Origin of the sequence: Streptomyces sp. H27-C3 (assembly GCF_030063415.1) — a bacterium.
Lineage (GTDB): Bacteria > Actinomycetota > Actinomycetes > Streptomycetales > Streptomycetaceae > Streptomyces.
In genome coordinates this window covers 1-18,510 of the sequence record NZ_JASITA010000034.1, presented here as the reverse complement: position 1 = coordinate 18,510, position 18,510 = coordinate 1, and the positions used below count along the sequence as shown (strand labels likewise).

The following is an 18,510-nucleotide window of genomic DNA, read 5'->3' as shown; positions in this document are numbered from 1 at the left end:
GGTTATCTCAGATATGAGATGACGCCTCCTTGTGGTGCGCCACCGGAGTGACGGGGAAAATGTTCCGGTTGTACCGGAAAAGGTTGGCGGGGTCGAGAGCCGTTTTGAGCGCGGTCAGCCGGCGGTGGGCCGCCTCGTCGTAGCCCGTGCGGGTCCGCGCCTCGGTCGCCCGCTCCCAGTCGCCGTAGGAAGGGCAGCGAGCTGCCGGTGGCCGCGGGCGCGAGCGCCGCCGTCACCCGGTCGTGCACCTCCCTGGCCTGTGCGACGGCGTCCGGGCCCACCAGCATCGAGACGACCCGCAGGATGTACCGCGCCGCGCGGTTGCCGACCGCGCTCGCCCCGGCCGGCTCGTGCGACAGCGCGCCGCCCAGCTGCCGCAGATCCACCACGTGCGTCAACGGCGCGCCGGGACAGGTCAGTTCGAGCACGGCGCGCAGCGCGGCCGGATCGAGTTCGCGCACCGGGGCGTTGGTCCCGCTGTACGCGTGCGGGAAGGGCGGGACCTGATAGGTGGATGCGCCTTCGCTGTAGGGGAGTTGCCTCAGGTCGTCGATCAGCCGGGGCCCGACCGCCCGCAGCGGCGCCACCAGCCGCTCGCCCTCCTCCGGCGTTCCGTTGAACGCGATCCGCGCATGCGCGACGTACCGGCCGCGAAGCGGCTCGGGCAGCTGCGGAAGGTCCGGGTGGGGGATCAGGCCGACGGAGGGCGTGACCTCCTCGGGTGACCGTGTCCATCCGGTGGGTACTGATCAGCATCCCGCCGTCCGTCGCCACCGAGAGCCCGTGCCCGGTGGCCTGCACGGCGCCGGCAGTCCGTGCGCCGCCGCGAACCGCACGGCCTCGCGCACGTCCTCGGCGCCTCTCGCCCGACGGTCACGGCAGGCCTGTGCCGGTACGCCGTCTGGAACCCGGCCGGTTCCTCGTCGAATCCGTCGTCGCCCGGCGGTAGGACGGGTCCCCGCACGCGGTCGCTCAGGGGCTTGACCTGGGTGGTCGTGAAGTGGTTGGTCATGAGGGGGATCGTGCCGCGGAAGCCTGACACCCGCCGTCAGGTTTTCCCCGGGGGCGTGGTGTGCTCGTCGCAGTCGGGTCCGGGCATGACCGAGTCGCGGTCATGTACTAGAGTTATCTCGACATCGAGATATCTGCCGAAGGCGTACCGCAGCCGCCGGCCGGTAAGGGTGACCTTAGTAAGTCGCACCTTAGCGGATGGGCCAGGGGTCACGGCGGCAGGATGCGGTAGAAGGCGCGTAGAAAGCGCACATTGAAGAAGGAGACTGTCGTGTCGGCGAACAGCTTCGAAGCCCGCAGCACGCTGCGCGTGGGCGACGAGTCGTACGAGATCTTCAAGCTGGACAAGGTCGAGGGCTCCGCGCGCCTCCCTTACAGTCTGAAGGTTCTGCTGGAGAACCTGCTCCGCACCGAGGACGGCGCGAACATCACCGCCGACCACATCCGGGCGATCGGGAACTGGGACTCGCAGGCTCAGCCCAGCGAGGAGATCCAGTTCACCCCGGCCCGCGTGATCATGCAGGACTTCACGGGCGTCCCCTGCGTGGTGGACCTCGCGACCATGCGTGAGGCCGTGAAGGAACTCGGCGGCGACCCGGCGAAGATCAACCCGCTGGCCCCGGCCGAGCTGGTCATCGATCACTCCGTCATCGCCGACAAGTTCGGCACGGCCGACGCCTTCCAGCAGAACGTCGAGCTGGAGTACGGCCGCAACAAGGAGCGCTACCAGTTCCTGCGCTGGGGCCAGACCGCCTTCGACGAGTTCAAGGTCGTCCCCCCGGGCACCGGCATCGTCCACCAGGTCAACATCGAGCACCTGGCCCGTACGGTCATGGTCCGCAATGGCCAGGCGTACCCCGACACCCTCGTCGGCACCGACTCGCACACCACCATGGTCAACGGCCTGGGCGTGCTGGGCTGGGGCGTCGGCGGCATCGAGGCCGAGGCCGCGATGCTCGGCCAGCCCGTCTCCATGCTCATCCCGCGCGTCGTCGGCTTCAAGCTGACCGGTGAGCTGCCCGCCGGCACCACCGCCACCGACCTCGTGCTGACCATCACCGAGATGCTGCGCAAGCACGGTGTCGTCGGCAAGTTCGTGGAGTTCTACGGCCAGGGCGTCGGCGCGACCTCCCTCGCGAACCGCGCCACCATCGGCAACATGTCGCCGGAGTTCGGCTCCACCGCCGCGATCTTCCCGATCGACGACGAGACGCTGAACTACCTGCGCCTGACCGGCCGCGACGCCCAGCAGGTCGCGCTCGTCGAGGCGTACGCCAAGGAGCAGGGCCTCTGGCTGGACCCGGCCGCCGAGCCCGACTTCTCCGAGAAGCTTGAGCTCGACCTCTCCACGGTCGTCCCGTCCATCGCGGGCCCGAAGCGTCCGCAGGACCGCATCGTTCTGGCCAACGCCAAGGAGCAGTTCGCCCGCGACGTACGCAACTACGTCAACGACGACGAGGAGGCGGGCAAGGAGTCCTTCCCGGCCTCCGACTCGCCGGCCACCACCAACGGCGTCCCGACGAAGCCGACCCTGGTCACGGCCCCCGACGGTTCGACGTACGAGATCGACCACGGCGCCGTCACCGTCGCCGCGATCACCTCCTGCACGAACACCTCGAACCCGTACGTCATGGTCGCCGCCGCGCTGGTGGCCAAGAAGGCGGTCGAGAAGGGTCTGACCCGCAAGCCGTGGGTCAAGACCACGCTCGCCCCGGGCTCCAAGGTCGTCACGGACTACTTCGACAAGGCCGGTCTCACGCCTTACCTCGACAAGATGGGCTTCAACCTCGTCGGCTACGGCTGCACCACCTGCATCGGCAACTCGGGCCCGCTGCCCGACGAGGTCTCCAAGGCCGTCAACGACAACGACCTGGCCGTCACCTCGGTGCTCTCCGGCAACCGCAACTTCGAGGGCCGGATCAACCCCGACGTCAAGATGAACTACCTGGCCTCCCCGCCGCTGGTCGTCGCGTACGCCATCGCCGGCTCCATGAAGGTGGACATCACCACCGAGGCGCTGGGCACCGACACTGAGGGCAACCCGGTCTACCTCAAGGACATCTGGCCCTCCGAGGCCGAGGTCAACGAGGTCGTGGCCGCCTCCATCGGCCAGGAGATGTTCAACGACTCCTACAAGGACGTCTTCGCGGGCGACGCCCAGTGGCAGGCGCTGTCCATCCCGACGGGCAACACCTTCGAGTGGGACGCCGAGTCGACGTACGTCCGCAAGCCCCCGTACTTCGACGGCATGACGATGGAGACGACCCCGGTCGAGGACATCGCCGGTGCGCGCGTCCTCGCCAAGCTGGGCGACTCGGTCACCACCGACCACATCTCCCCGGCCGGTGCGATCAAGGCCGACACCCCGGCCGGCAAGTACCTCACGGAGCACGGCGTCGAGCGCCGCGAGTTCAACAGCTACGGCTCGCGCCGAGGCAACCACGAGGTCATGATCCGCGGCACCTTCGCCAACATCCGCCTGCGCAACCAGATCGCGCCGGGCACCGAGGGCGGCTTCACTCGCGACTTCACCATCGATGGCGGCCCGGTGTCGTTCATCTACGACGCCTCGCAGAACTACCAGGCCGCCGGCACCCCGCTGGTCATCCTGGCGGGCAAGGAGTACGGCTCGGGGTCGTCCCGCGACTGGGCGGCCAAGGGCACCGCGCTGCTCGGCGTCAAGGCCGTCGTCGCCGAGTCCTACGAGCGCATCCACCGCTCGAACCTGATCGGCATGGGCGTCCTGCCGCTCCAGTACCCGCAAGGCGCCTCGGCGGCCTCCCTGGGCCTGACCGGCGAGGAGACCTTCTCGATCACCGGCGTGACCGGCCTCAACGACGGCGGCATCCCGGACACGCTCCACGTGGTGGCGGGCGACGTCGAGTTCGACGCGAAGCTGCGCATCGACACCCCCGGCGAGGCGGACTACTACCGCAACGGCGGCATCCTGCACTACGTGCTGCGCCAACTTGCCGGTTCTTGACCTGACGTGAACGAGCGCCCCGCCCCTGCATCTCTCGCGCGGGGCGGGGGCGGGGCGCTCGCGCTCGACGGGGCGGAATACGCGCCTGTGACCATGATCGCAGGCGATCTGTTCCCGGAGCGGAGCTGCGCATCCTACGACGACGAAGAACCCCGCACCTGGTACCAGGTGCGGGGTTCTTCTGTGGGGTGTTCACGAGTGTCTCTGACCAGGCGGGACAGAAACGGTTGAAGATCGCTTCCCAGTCAGCCGAAGATCGTTTCCCGCTGATGGGGCGGCCTCTCGTGTCCGTCGCCACTGCAGTTGTCCGTTGGTCTTGCCCTGAGCTGCCGGTTTGCCAGGATGGCTGCGAACGCCTCTCCTCGCGTTCTCAGCGAAGCTGGCTTCTGCGGAACGTCCAGCGGCAGTGAGCATCGACACCTCAGCAGAGGGTGATGCCGAGGAGGAGCGAAATCCCTCGGGTCCGGCTCGTTTCGAGTGACTGGCTGAGCTGGCGTTTTGTGTGAGAAGCCGTTGTTATTCCGGCCGTGATCGTTGAGTTTTCGCCGGTGAGGAGTGAACTCCCGTTTGGTGAGGGAGTGTTGGGGCGTCGTGCTGCTCCTTGATCGGGTGGAGGTGGCGGGTGCCGTCGGTTCTGGGTCTGCTGGAGGCGAAGGAGTCGGCCGCGAGGGAGGCGGTCGAGCGAGCGCGGGAGGAAGCGGCCCGGATCGCGGCCGCGCTGGAAGAAGCCGAGCGGGTGCTGGAGCGGCTGGTCATCGCCCGTGATGCGGTGGTCGAGGTGCTGGCCGAGCCGGTCGCCGAGGCCGTGGACGGGGTGGGGGACGTGGCGGTGGCTGCCGCGGTGGCGGGAGCGCAGGTTCCCCGCCAAAGCGGGCAACTGCCCCGTGCGGTCCTGGCACCGGAGTACCAGCGGATCATGTCGGTCCTGGAAGCGGAAGCGGCGGCGGGCCGGGGCAGAGTGCGGGCCAAAAACCTCGCGGTGGCGCTGGGGGTGGAGCTGGTGCCCGCGAAGATCGAAGGGGTCCGCTCGCGGGCGAAACGCCTGGCCAAGCGGTGGTGGATCACCCGGCACCAATCCGGGGAGTTCAGCATCATGACGGCATGACGGCGAGGTTCATGCTGCCAGGGACACGGTCGATGTCGTCGTGCGGGTGCGGCGGGCGAGGCGGCGGCTCATGAGCATGGTCATCGACCAAAGAATCATGGATTCGCTGGTGGCGGGCAGCGTCTCGTAATCGCGGACCAGGCGGCGCGAGCGCATTAGCCAGCTCAGCGTCCTCTCCACCACCCACCGTCTCGGCAGCACCACGAAGCGCGGCTCGTCACTGCGCTTGACGATGTCGAGCGTGAGGCGGAGTGCGTCGCGGGCGAAGCCGGCGAGCATGCCGGTGTAGCCGCCGTCCGCCCAGATGAGGCGGAGCTTGCGGTGCGCGGCCCTGACCCGTTCCAGGAGCCCCACGGCCGCCTCGCGGTCGCCGACGTTCGCGGCGGTCACCGCGACCACCAGGAGCAGGCCGAGACAGTCCGTGATCACGTGCCGCTTACGGCCCGGCACCTTCTTTCCGCCGTCATAGCCTCGCGTGGCGGCCGGGACCGAGGACGCAGCCCGCACCGACTGCGAATCGATGATGGCGGCTGTCGGCTCGTCCGACCGGCCCTCCGCCTCACGGAGGCGGCCGCGCAGACGGTCGTGGAACTCATCGGTCAGGCCCTGGCGCCGCCAGCGGCGGAAGAAGGCATAGACGCGGTCCCAGGCCGGGAAGTCCACCGGCAGGGAACGCCACTTGGTGCCGTTGTCGCAATGCCGTTGCTTGAGAGGGGCAAGTAGTTCCTCTCTCAGGCACGGTGACCGCCGGGGTGCTGGTTCGTTGGCCCGGACATGCATCCATGGATCGGGTTATCCGATGAGGTACGGCTCGGGTTGCTCACCGAGTGGATCGTTCCTGAGCTGGTGGACGAGGTGCTGACCGCGTGTGGTCGGCGGGATGCCAAGCCCCGTCCCCTGTCGAGCCGGTTCATGGTCTACTTCGTGCTGGCTCTGGCGCTGTTCCAGCAGGACTCCTACGACGATGTCGCGGAGAACATGGTCGGGGCCCTGGACGAGATGGACCAGTCGGTCCCGAACAAGTCGTCGTTCACCAGGGCCCGGCAGCAGCTTGGGGCCGCACCGCTGGAAGGAGTGTTTTGCCGTGTGGCGGGGGCGATCGCTCCGACCACACTCGAGGCGGCGTTCTGGCGCGGGATCAGAGTCGCCGCGGTCGACGGGTTCTTGCTGGACGTGCCGGAGAACGAGACGACACGTGCCGCCTTTGGCGGACAGGTGGACAGCGCCGGTCGTCCCATCGGGTTCCCGCAGGCCAGAGTGGTGACCCTGACCGAGACCGGTACACACGCGACGATCGACGCGCGGATAGGCAGCTTCAGGAGTGTTGGTGGCGAGCCCGCGCTGGCGACAGAGATGGCCAGCAGCGCCGCCGACATGCTGGTGATCGTGGACCGGGCCTTCCCCGGTGTCGCGCTGTGGAAGGCATACACGCAGGCCGGAGCCCACTTGCTGATCAGAGCCCGCACCTTCGTCGCCGCGAAGCCCACGGAGGTCTTGCCTGACGGGACCTATCTGACCCGGATGAATCTCGCCGGGCAGCGGCGCTCTCATCCGGGCGGGGTGACAGTGAGGGTGATCGACTACCAGGTCGACGGCGGCGAGACAACCAGGCTGCTGACCGACCTGCTCGATCCCGAGGTCTGGCCCGCCGAGGAGCTGGCAGCCCTGTATCACGAGCGCTGGGAGGTCGAGTCCGCCTACCGGCAGCTGAAGACCTTTCAACGGGGAAAGGCCGAGGTACTGCGGTCGGCGTCGCCGGAATTGGTACGGCAGGAGATCTGGGCCCATCTGACCGTCCATCACTGTCTGAACCGGATCATCATGCGACTGGCCGACGGCGAGGGGCTGGACCCCGACCGGATCTCGTTCGTCAAGGTCCTCAAGCACACACGACGCAGCGTCGTCCTCCAAGCGGGCCGGTCGACCCGCCGTCTGCGGCAGTTCATGAAACGGATGGCCACGAAAGCCGTACGCAAGCTCGACAACGGTCTCCGGCGGCTACGCGAGGCGGACCGCTACACCCGCCGCCCGCTACCGCGACCGCACATCCGTCTCGCGCAAGAAGTCCGACCCCGGCGACGCCCTCGTCCTGGCGAACATCCTGCGTACCGACATGCACGCCCACCGTGCTGCCCGAGGACAGCGATCTCGGCCGCGCCATCGCCGTCCTCGCCCGCGCTCAGCAGGACTCACTCTGGAACCGGCAACAGCTCTCCAACCAGCTTTGCTCCCTGCTGAGGGAGTACTACCCGGCCGCCCTGGCGGCCTTCGAGCCCTGGCGCAACGGGCTGTGCCGGCCGGAGGCCCGAGAACTCCTCAAGGTCGCCCCGACTCCGACCCGGGCCGCGCGGCTGACCCGCACGCAGTTGGAGGCCGCGCTCAAGCGGGCCGGCCGCAAGCGGGGCATCACTGCCGAGGGCGACCGGCTCCGTGACATCTTCCGCGGCGACTACGCTCATCAGCCGCCGCTGGTCGAGGACGCGCTGGGCAAGCAGACGCATGCGCTCCTGGTCCAGTTGGAGGCCGCCTGCACCGCGACTGACGACCTCGCCAAGGCGGTCGAAGAGGATTTCCCTCAGCCCCCGGACGCTGAGATCATCCTCAGCTTCCCCGGCCTCGGCATCCAGCTCGGAGCCCGGGTGCTCGCCGAGATCGGAGACGACAAGACCCGCTTCGCGGACGCCCGAGGCCTGAAGGCATACGCCGGTGCCTCGCCCATCACCAGGGCCTCCGGCAAGAAGTCGAGCATCACCCGCCGGTGGGTGAAGAACGACCGGCTTAACCACGCCGGCTACCTCTGGGCCTTCGCCTCCATCACCGCCTCACCCGGCGCCAAGGCCCACTATCGGCGCCGCCGCGACGGCCACAACGACTGGCACGCAGCCGCACAGCGCAACCTCTTCAACCGCATGCTCGGCCAGCTTTACTACTGCCTCCAGCACCACACGCTGTTCGACGAACACACGGCCTTTCCGACCGCTCTCGCCGCAGCTGCTTGACACGTTGAGCGCCTGAGGTGTCTACATCCCCACCGCCGAGGGCTGGCTCTACCTCGTCGGCTGGCTGGACCTCGCGACGCGCGAGATCGTCGGCTACTCGATGGCCGATCAGCATCGCGCCGACCTCGTCGTCGACGCCCTGGACATGGCCGCGAACCTGGGCCGCCTGGAACCCGGCTGCGTGATCCACTCCGACCGCGGATCCGAATACACCTCCGCTCAACTCCGCGACAAAATAGGGCAGTTGAGCGGCCGGCAAAGTATGGGGCGGACCGGAATCTGCTTCGACAACGCCGTGGCGGAAAGCTTCTGGGCCGTCCTCAAAGAGGAGATCGGCACCCGCTTCTGGCCCGACCGGGCCACCGCCCGCGCCGAGATCTTCACGTTCATCGAGACCTTCTACAACCGCCGCAGACTCCGCAAGCACATCACCTGGGGCTGCCTCACACCCCACGAGACGCGCCTGCGCTACCAGCAAGAACAGGCCCTCGCGGCATAACAGAACTGTGTCCATGATCACGGGGAAACTTCACCTGGACATGGCGCTCGCGTTGGTCACACAACTGCTCCAAGGCCTCTGCGGTGGCCTCCAGCTCCTTCTCCGCCGTAATGGGCGCATTCGCGTGCTCCGAGGCGATGACTCGAGAGCCCGGTCAGTTCGCATATACTGCTCGAATTCCGTCTGGTTTAGTAATTGAGTGGAGGTTCCTTGCGAGTGGGGAACTGGCATTTCAGGCTGTGTGCGGTAGCGGTAAATACGGCAAATCGCGCTTAAATAGCCGTCGCGAATCAGCATTAAACGCCCACAAGGGCGCGTCGAATGCGGCCGTGAGCCGCACTGCGAATGGGGTGGGGAATGTCTAAACACCGGTTGTCCAAAAAGAGCCGTTACATTGCTTGGGCGACTGCGGGTGTCGCTGTGGTCACAGGTGCCGGATTCGCGGCACAGGCAGCCACCGCAGCCCCCGTCTGGCCTGCGCAGAAGACATACACCGGCGGAGCGTTCGACACATGCGCCGCGCCCTCGCTCAACGCGATGAAAGCGTGGAAACCGGGGCCCTACGGTGCCGCCGCCGTCTACATCGGCGGAAAGAACCGCGGCTGTGCACAGCCCAACCTGACCGCGCCCTGGGTGAAGTCGGTCAACGCCTCTGGCTGGAAGCTCATACCGCTTTACGTGGGGGCGCAGCCGCCCTGCCAGAAGAGCGCGAACCCGGAGAGGCTCACCTCATCTACGGCCGCCTCCCTCGGTGCGAGTAACGCCAAGGACGCGGTGGCCAAGGCGTCAGCGCTCGGGATGAAAGCCGGCAGCCCGATCTACCTGAACATGGAGTCGTACGACATCACAGACAAGGCGTGCAACGACGCCACCCTGGCCTACGTGCGCTCCTTCACCAAAACGCTGCGCAATGCCACTTACCGTGGTGGCTTCTACGGCTTCAGCAGCTCCAGCGCCAAGGCCATCGCCACCGCCCCAAACAAGACGGACCTGCCGGGAAACCTCTGGTACGCGTTGTGGGACCAGAAGAACACGACCACTACGGACTGGCCGTGGAACCCTGCGCAGTTCACCAACCACAGCCGCGGCCACCAGTATATGGTCAACAGCAAGGAAACTCGCGGTGGTTACACCATCACGGTCGACCGCAACGCATGGGACGCTCCTGTCGCGATCATCGGCTGAAATCCTCACGCACGACGATTGACCGGCCACTGGCAGGCATCAAAGAACGTTCCGGCCCCGCGGTTGACTTCTGGAGAGCGCGTGTCCGGGCTGGTCCACGCCAGGACGGCCGTGCTGCTGGGTATGTCAGGCCGCGCTGCCGGGGCATCTCGCGCGCCATCACCGTGTGTGACCGCGCTCCTGAGCGTCTTATCGTAGAACGCCGTGGCGGGATACAGCGGCAGGAAGCACGTGGCGAGCCACGGAAGGGCTGAGGGTTCCGTCGGTGTGTCGCGCGAGAGCAGGGTCGCGTACCGCGGCGAGGAACGTCGGCTTGGTGATCGTCTCCAGCTGCGTGTAGTTGTTCAGGAGCTTCACGGGGTCCCGCCCGGACTGCGGCAGGGGGGTCCGTACGGCTGCCGGAGCGTTGTCGGCCTATGAAACCTGCGGCGCGGCAAGACCGGACACCGGCGCAGACGGCCCGAGAGCGACAAGGACCCGGCGCAATGTCCGTTGGCCGGCGGCTACAACTGCCAGTACGCCGTACGCTGCGGAGTGGACCGCGGCCAGGCTGCGCTGGGCCCTCGCCGCAGCTGGGCGGAGCGGGAAGCCTGCTGGGAGGCGGGCGTCTGGAGACTTTCGGTTACCACGACAAGCCCGCCTCCCCGAACCGTCGGCCACACCGTCGAGGCGGCCGAATCGGCTGTACGGGCCGAGGAACTGATCCGCGAGAGCATCGCACGCAACGGCATCGTGCCCGAGACCGTGCCCGTAACCGACGAGGGTGTCGCGCCTGGGGCGGGCGCAGATCTGCGTAGACGGGGTGAAGGGCACCACTGCGGAACTGAAATCTGCAACCACGCAGTTCCGCCAGACGGTCTTCATCAAGACGTGGGGCTGCCAGTGTCAAAGCGAGCCTTCAAGATCGTCGTAGTCGGTACGAGCGGCCGGCTCATTTTTATGACGGACGGCATCACCCACATCAAGTAACAACGGCTCCGTCAACATGAGATGCCGGCAGGCCTCAGGCGCCTGTCGGCATCTCATGCGTTCATGTTCCCGCGCAATCCGAGATCACCGACGCCTCGCAAGGTTCCGCTTCCCATCCAGCCCGCCCTCACCCTCCGAAGCCGTAGGCGCGGGTGACGGAGTGTCACGTCACGCAGCGGCTTACCTGACCTCTGGTCCAGCCACCGCAGGGGTGGCACCGCACCAAACTGGCGCATCGCGTGACAGACGTCACTCCCTGAGTTGGAACTCTGATGATCATTACGTCAACTTCGGCGCGCTATGCGGCATTTCGCACCGGATAGGTTTCCGTTCTGGTCGACACTGCCCGTACACGGTGTCTTCACATGCATCCAGAGACCGAGGAACTGATGAAGATACGTTCGTTCGCGCCACGATGGCGTGAACAGCCTTGGGCCGGGGGGCGCAGCCGCTACATTGCTGGCTGTCTCTCCCTGGCCGTGGCCGTCACCATGCTCGACGGCACAAGTTCCGCTTTCGCGGCGCAGAGCCAGGCCCAGGAAGCTGCGCCGAAGCCGGGGGTGACCCAGGCAGCCGACATTCCCTCGGCCCGAGTGGCGGCCCGCCTGTCCGGCAAGCGGGTGGAGGCGCTCTCCGAGCGCACTGAAACCTCCACGACGTGGGTGAACAAGAATGGTTCCCTCACCACCGAGATTGCCGCGGGTCCCGTCCGATTCAAGGACGATGCCACCGGTGGATGGCGCGATGTCGACCTGAACCTGGTGACCGGTGAGTCTGGTGCGGTCGAGCCGAAGGCGCACCCCGGGGGTCTGAGGCTCTCGGGCAAGACGGGCACACGTGCCACCTCGCTCAAGGCGTCTCAGGCGGGCAAGGCAGTCGACCTGGTCACCCTCGGTGAGGGTGACCAGCAGATCACTCTGCAGTGGAAGGGAGGCCTGCCGACCCCGAAGCTGGACGGCACGCGGGCTGAATACGCCGAGGCCGTTCCCGGCGCGGACGTCGTCGTTGAGGCGACCCGTACCGGCTTCGAGCAGTTCGTCGAGATCAAGAAGAAGCCGACGGCCGAAGGCTTCTCGTACACGCTGCCGCTGAAGACCAAGGGCCTCAAGGCCAAGCAGCAGGCCGACGGCAGCGTGCTGTTCACCGACAAGAAGAGCAAGAAGACCGCAGTCATGCCGGCCCCCGTAATGTGGGACGCCACCGTGGATCCGTCCTCCGGTGAGCACACCCGCCGGGTCAAGGTCGGCATGAAGGCAGTCATCAAGGGCTCCTCCATCGACCTCGTCGTCACACCGGACGCCGAGTTCCTGGCTGACCAGAAGACCAAGTACCCGGTCACAGTCGATCCATCCACCTCGGCGCTATCCAATGTCTTCGACACCTACGTCCAGCAGGGGGAGACCGTCGACTGGTCGGCCGACACCGAGCTTGACCTCGGCAACCCCGGTACCACCAACGGCGACGGAACGCCTCGCACCGCGCAGTCCTTCATTTCCTGGAACACCGAACCGATCCAGGACGCGCTGATCCTGGACGCGAAGCTGAGCCTGTGGAACTTCCACTCCGGAAACACCGCGTGCACAGCACAGCCGTGGGAAGTCTGGTCCTCACCCGCATCCACCACCGCCAGCCGCTGGACGAACCGGCCGGCCATGACGGCGAAGAAGGCCACCTCCACCGAGACCAAGGGCAACCCTGTCTGCACCACCGCCCCGGACGGCTGGATCAACGCCGACATCGACACCCTGGTCCAGGAATGGGCCTCGGCCAAGGCCACCCGCGGCCACATGGGCCTGCGCGCCACAAGTGAAACGGATACCGCGCAGTGGAAGCGGGTCAACTCCGCCAACGCCGCCTCGAACCCGCCCAAGCTGGTGGTCAACTACAACTACCGGCCGCGGACCGGCACCAAACAGGAGGCCGGCCCGCCGTACTTCTCCTACGGCGGCGCCTACACCGTAAACACGACAACGCCCACGTTGCGCGACACCTTCGTCGACGCCAACGGTGACAAGGTCAACGGCACCTTCCAGATATTCGACAACGCCACCAACACCCAGGCCGGCGACGTCATCGTCTCCCCGTACGTACCCTCCGGCAAGGTCGCCTCGGTGACCGTCCCCGCCACGGTCCTGGCCAATGGCAAGACCTACAAGTTCCGCACCAGTCCGTATGACGGCACCAGCTACAACCCGGGCTGGTCGGCCTGGAAGACCTTTACGGTCGACACATCCGCCCCCTCTGCCCCGACCGGAATCACGTCAACAGACTATCCGTCTGGCTCCTGGGTCAAGGGCGCGGGCCAGACCGGAACGTTCAACGTGACTCCGCCCGCGGCCGACCACAACTGGCTCGAGTGGTCACTGGATGGCGTGACCTGGACCAAGGTCGCCACAGCTGGTTCTGCTGCTGCCAAGGGCATCTCCGTCACGCCGTCCCGTGACGGTAACCACACCTTTCGGGCCCGCGCCGTCGACAAGGCGGACAATAAGTCCGAGGCTGTGGAATACGACTTCCACGTCGGCCAGGGTGGGTTCGTCCAGCCAAGCGAAGGAGAGCGCACAGCACGCCGTCTGTCGCTAGTAGCCGAGGCCGACGCCGCCAAATATGACTCCGTGTCCTTCTCGTGGCGCCGGTCTGCGGCCGACGCGTGGATCCAGATCCCGGCTGGCCATGTCACGAAGGACGGGCAGGCTCTGACGTCATGGCCCGTCACTTTGACGAACGGCAAGAACGCCCCTCTGATCTGGAATACCACTGACACCGTCGACCCTGACGGCAGCGTCGAGATCAAGGCTGACTTCACCGGCCCAAGCAGTGCGTCAGGTAGCACGGATCCGCTGACGGTCGTTGTGGACCGCAACGCCGACGGAGCTGCGGCCGAGGCCGTTGGCCCAGGTTCGCTCAACCTCCTCACGGGCGACTATTCGCTGTCCGAGACCGACGTCTCGAACTTCGGCCTGTCCGTGGAACGCTCTGCTTCCTCCCGCACCCCCAGTGCAACGCAGGAAGGCCAGGTGTCCATCTTCGGCAAGGAGTGGGTCAGCGGCACGACTGCTGAGCTCACTGAGTCCGACTACAGCTACCTTCGCAGGATTTCCGATACTGCGGTGGACGTGGTGACGTCGGACGACTCTGCGATCCACTTCGCCGCCACTGCGGACAAGACCGGCTGGATACCAGAACCCGGTTCGGAGTCACTGACGCTCAAGGGCAGCACGAGCGGAAGCTTCACCCTGTATGACACCGAGGGCACCTCAACCGAGTTCACCAAGCCCAGCGGCGCCACGACCTGGCAGATCAGCAGTACCAAAAACGATGGCCAGACCGAGTCGACCACCAGCATCGAGTCCAAGACTGTCACGGTTGGAGGAAAGGAACTCGCCCGTCCTGAGCGGGTCTTCGCCCCTACATCGGCCACCACGGTTGCGGCGTGCAAGGCAGATCCGTCCACCAAGGGCTGCCGGGTACTGGAGTACGTGTACGCCACCTCGACGACCGCGACTGACAGCACCTTCGGCGACTTCGACGGTCAGGTGAAGGAGATCCGGCTGCGGTCCACTGCCTCTGGCGCCACGTCGGCGACAGCCAAGGCCGTGCAAAGCTACGCCTACGACGCTTCCGGACGGTTGCGGCAAACCTGGGACACTCAAATCTCCCCGGCCCTGACGACCAAGTACAGCTACGACAGTGCCGGCCGGGTCATCCAGGTGACGCCTCCCGGGGAGCTGGCGTGGTCCTTCACCTACGGAAAGGCGGGGTCAAGCAGCGCTGCAGGCGATGGCATGCTGCTCAAGGCCTCGCGAGCCGCGCTGAAGCAGGGCACAGCCGCCACGATCGAGGGTGAGGCCGTCACCTCCGTGGTTTACGACGTCCCCCTCACTGGCACGAGCGCCCCCTACAAAATGGGAGCCTCCAATGTGACGGCCTGGGGACAGAGCGATGTCCCCACGGACGCGACCGCCGTCTTCCCTGCCGACTCCGTTCCCGCTGCGCACGCGGGTTCGTCGCTCGGCTCGGGTGACTACAACCGGGCGACGGTCCACTACCTCGGGACCTCCGGCCGTACGGTCGACAAGGCTGCTCCCGGCGGCCACATCGCCACCACGGAGTACGACCGTTTCGGGAACACGGTCCGTGAACTGACAGGCGCCAACCGAGAAGTCGCCGTCGGCACCTCGGCCAATGACATCGCTACCCGCAGCGACCTCGGGATCGCGGACCTGCCTACGGCCGAGCGCGCTGAACTGGTCTCCACCCGTACGGTCTTCGACGTCAAGGGCACCCGCGAGCTGGAGGAGTACGGCCCGCTTCGCCGGGTCGACCTGACAGCGGACCTGAAGTCCGGCAGCACCATACTCGTCGGTTCGGGCACGTCGGTCACCGCGCGATCCTGGACCGTCAACAGCTACGACGAGGGACGTCCGACCGACGGCAGCGCCGTGGTCAAGGACCAGATCACCAAGGTCATCACCGGTGCACAGGTACGCGAGCACCCGGGCGTTCAGGGCGAGAGCCGAGAAGTACAAACGGTCTACGACTGGGCTAAGGGCATGCCCACGAAGAGGATCGAGGACCCCGCAGGACTGGCGATCGCCGAGACCACCGAGTACGACGCCCAGGGCCGGGAAACCAAGGTCATTCAGCCTGGTGGAAACGGCACCGATGCCACTACACGAATCACTGCTTACTGGTCGGCGACAGGTACAGGCGCTTGCTCCGGCCGTCCCGAATGGGCCGACATGCTGTGCTCCACCGGGCCGGCCGGTGCCATCACGGGCGGCGGTTCCAATCCTTCCCAGCTGCCGGTCAAGACCATCGAGTACGACTGGTGGGGCCTCGCGGCCAAGACCACTGAAACGGCCAACAACTCGACCCGTACCACCACAGTCGCCACGGACGCGGCGGGGCGTGTCAACTCGGTGAAGATCACGGGCGGAGTCGGCCAGACCGCACCGGAAACCAATGCCGAGTACAACACGGCGACCGGTCGTGAGATCAAGACCGTGTCTCCCACCGGCGGAACACTGACCACGGTGTTCGACAACCTCGGCCGCGCTATCTCGTACACCGACGCTGACGGCGGCGTCACCACCACCGAGTACGACCTTCTCAACCGACCCGTCAAGAGCGGTAACAACATTCCGTCCACGGTGACATACAGCTACGACCACACGGCAGAGCCGCGTGGCCTCGTCACCAAGGCTGTGGACTCCGTGGCGGGAACGTTCACCGCGTCGTACGACGGAGACGGCGTCGTAGTGGGCGAAAAGCTGCCCGGAGGCTACGCCCTCAAGCACTCCATCGACCCCTCGGGCACCCCGATCGACCGCACCTACACGCGGGACAGCGACAGCGTGATCGTGCAGTCCGACACCACCACCCGGTCCATTCACGGCCAGGTGACCTCGGACGCGCAGATCTCGGAGCAGACCTACCGGTACGACGCGATCGGCCGACTGACGTCCGTCGAGGACACCGCCGAGACCGTTTGCACCAAGCGCACATACGTCTTCGACAAACGGTCCAACCGTACGTCCCGCACCTCCGCGACCGGAACCCCCGGCACGGACTGCCCGACCACGGCAGGCAGCACCACCAACTACACCAATGACAGCGCCGACCGGCAGGTCAACACTGGCTACACGTACGACGCCTTCGGCCGCACCACCGCCAAGTCGGGCGGTGTGACCCTCGGCTACTACAACAACGACCGGATCTATCAGGAGACGGTGGGCAGCCAGCGGCAGACCTGGAAGCTCGACGGCTCCCAGCGCATCCGTTCCTGGACCGTTGAGTCGAACAGCGGCGGCACATGGTCCCAGACAAAGGCGAAGGTCAACCACTACGACTGCGGCTGTGATAAGCCCAGTTGGACTGTTGAGGACACCGCTACGGGTGCGGTCACTCGTCATGTGGAGTCGCTTGGTGGCAGCCTCGCCGCTACCACCAGCAAGACCGGGGACACAGTTCTCCAGCTCAGCGATATCCACGGGGACGTGGCCATCCAGCTGCCGCTCGACACCGCCAAGGCGCCGACCGTCCTGGACACCGACGAGTACGGCAATGTGCGCGCGGATAGCGTGCCTGCGCGGTACGGATGGCTCGGAGCAGAGCAGCGCTCGGGCGAGACGCTTTCCGGACTCAGCCTCATGGGTGCGCGATTGTACGACTCGGCCACGGGGCGGTTCCTGCAGGCGGACCCGGTTACAGGCGGCGGCTCGAACGCTTACGGCTACCCGGTTGACCCGATCACCATGTACGACCTGAACGGCAAGTGGTGGTGGTCCAACAACACGGTGTGGGCGCTCTGGAAGTGCGCATACGCCATCTTCGGCGTCGTCATCGGGTTCACCGCGTGGGGATGGGCACTGAAGATCAGAAAAGCCGTGAAGGTGATCAAAAAGGTTGGCATCAAGCGAACCTATAAGCTCCTCAAAGCCTTCCGGAACAAGCCAAGGCGCAACTGGAAGAGAGTGGCTGGTCTCATAGGTGGGGCCATCTCCACTTTCATGGGAATTTCTTCAGTCCAAGAAGACTGTGGAGCAGTCCTTTAGCATGATCACTGCCGCCCCGGAGACTCAGTCTGAGTCTCCGGGGCGGTGACCGCTACCACAATGAAGGAACCTCATGTCTACTGGCGTTTGGGAATTCGCCGCCATCGCATCGCTCGCCATCGCGACCCTTACCCTGGCCGCCTACTGTTTCCTTAAGATTCGAGCACGCCGCGATGCCCGAAAGCGGAAGATTTTGAGGTTCGAACTTCCGGTTACTGTCGCTTTCGGCTCCATCTTCGGGGTTCTCATAGGTGAGTTGATGACGGGACGGTACCCCCATGCGGATCTCGATGAACTCAAGACGCTCATGGTTCCACTCACATTCGGAATGACCAGTCGATCCTTGATCATGTATTGCCTCAAGGACGAACAAGGTGTGCATAGCGCGTCGAAATACGTGCCGGGAGTCTCCTCTCTGCTCACCGCAATCTTCATCGCCGGTGGAACGGCTTTTCTCGGCTCCTGAACAGCCATCAGAGAGATCCTCGAGTCTGCCCTCGAAGGCGAGATGACCGACCACCTCAGGCACGAGAAGCACGTGAAGGCCGCGAGCAGCAACACCCGTAACGGGACCCGCTCGAAGACCGTGGTCACCGAGGTCTGGCGCGTCGAGATCGAGGTTCTCAGGGGCCGGGCGGGCTCGTTCGAGCCGTAGATTCTCAAGAAGCGGTGTGAGTGGGTGCTTTGGTGGCATTGGGTGGGTGTCAGCGGGACGGGGTGCTGGGTGCCGTCCCGAACCCCTTTACATGTTCGTGGAACAGCGATCACCACCCGTCGGTCGACCTCCTGCACCGCCCGCTTCCCCGCTCGCGCCGCACGCGGGCCAGGGCCGACCGGTTGGACCTCAGATTCCTGGCCGTGGCGGCCCGTGACTCCGCCAACCCCATTGTGGCGCTGGTGCAGATGTTCACCGAAGTCGTGGCGGCGGACGACCCGCAGGCGGCCGAGTATGTGCATCGCGGCTCCACTAGCCAGGACATCTTCGACACCGCCATGATGATGGTGGCGCAACGGGCGGTGCGGCTGATCCGCGCAGACCTGATCAGGATCGCCGAGGCGCTCGCGGATCTCGCCCTAGTACTGCAACCGTGTTTGGCGTGACGGTGTGTCGTTGTGGTCGTTGTTCCTGTCATGGGTGGGGATCTCGAAGTCGGTGACGTGTGGCGGTGGGCGGCGGGGCTGAAGGAGGTGCATGGGCGGTT

At 66.0% G+C, this 18,510-nt stretch carries 8 protein-coding genes and 4 pseudogenes; 10 read left to right on the top strand and 2 right to left on the bottom strand.

Annotated elements, in window-relative coordinates:
• Positions 1-2 precede the first annotated feature (2 nt).
• Positions 3-587 (bottom strand): hypothetical protein, encoded by a 585-nt coding sequence (locus tag QMK30_RS28245; RefSeq protein ID WP_283521158.1) that lies wholly within the window; start codon positions 585-587, stop codon positions 3-5.
• A 695-nt stretch (positions 588-1,282) separates the two neighbouring features.
• Here QMK30_RS28245 and acnA point away from each other — a divergent pair.
• Both acnA and QMK30_RS28235 read left to right on the top strand, forming a co-directional pair.
• Positions 1,283-3,994 carry an aconitate hydratase AcnA gene (gene acnA, locus QMK30_RS28240; protein WP_283521157.1) on the top strand — a complete coding sequence of 904 codons (2,712 nt, stop codon included), beginning with the start codon at positions 1,283-1,285 and terminating at the stop codon, positions 3,992-3,994.
• Between the two features lie 622 nt (positions 3,995-4,616).
• Positions 4,617-5,099, top strand: a complete 483-nt coding sequence (locus QMK30_RS28235; RefSeq protein WP_283521156.1) for a hypothetical protein — start codon at positions 4,617-4,619, stop codon at positions 5,097-5,099.
• Between the two features lie 9 nt (positions 5,100-5,108).
• Here QMK30_RS28235 and QMK30_RS28230 read toward each other — a convergent pair whose 3' ends face one another.
• Positions 5,109-5,879 carry an IS5 family transposase gene (locus QMK30_RS28230; protein WP_283521155.1) on the bottom strand — a complete coding sequence of 257 codons (771 nt, stop codon included), beginning with the start codon at positions 5,877-5,879 and terminating at the stop codon, positions 5,109-5,111.
• Between QMK30_RS28230 and QMK30_RS28225 the strand changes: the two are divergent.
• The 8 genes and pseudogenes from QMK30_RS28225 to QMK30_RS28190 all read left to right on the top strand — a co-directional run.
• Positions 5,874-6,902, top strand: a pseudogene (locus QMK30_RS28225) (IS4 family transposase); the annotation flags it as partial. The gene QMK30_RS28230 and the pseudogene QMK30_RS28225 sit on opposite strands and share 6 nt — an antisense overlap.
• Before the next feature lie 220 nt (positions 6,903-7,122).
• Positions 7,123-8,098: pseudogene (locus tag QMK30_RS28220) on the top strand (transposase); the annotation flags it as partial.
• A 25-nt stretch (positions 8,099-8,123) separates the two neighbouring features.
• Positions 8,124-8,597 carry a DDE-type integrase/transposase/recombinase gene (locus QMK30_RS28215; RefSeq protein WP_283521206.1) on the top strand — a complete coding sequence of 158 codons (474 nt, stop codon included), beginning with the start codon at positions 8,124-8,126 and terminating at the stop codon, positions 8,595-8,597.
• A 357-nt stretch (positions 8,598-8,954) separates the two neighbouring features.
• Entirely contained in the window at positions 8,955-9,782 is an 828-nt protein-coding gene (locus QMK30_RS28210) for a glycoside hydrolase domain-containing protein (protein ID WP_283521154.1), read from the top strand.
• 1,460 nt (positions 9,783-11,242) lie between these two features.
• The gene (locus QMK30_RS28205; protein ID WP_283521205.1) at positions 11,243-17,308 is read left to right on the top strand and encodes a DNRLRE domain-containing protein; all 6,066 of its coding nucleotides are present in this window, start codon (positions 11,243-11,245) and stop codon (positions 17,306-17,308) included.
• Between the two features lie 73 nt (positions 17,309-17,381).
• Positions 17,382-17,774 (top strand): hypothetical protein, encoded by a 393-nt coding sequence (locus tag QMK30_RS28200; RefSeq protein ID WP_283521153.1) that lies wholly within the window; start codon positions 17,382-17,384, stop codon positions 17,772-17,774.
• 9 nt (positions 17,775-17,783) lie between these two features.
• Positions 17,784-17,960, top strand: a pseudogene (locus QMK30_RS28195) (transposase); the annotation flags it as partial.
• A 134-nt stretch (positions 17,961-18,094) separates the two neighbouring features.
• Positions 18,095-18,382 (top strand): annotated as a pseudogene (locus QMK30_RS28190) (lyase family protein); the annotation flags it as partial.
• Positions 18,383-18,510: the final 128 nt, after the last annotated feature.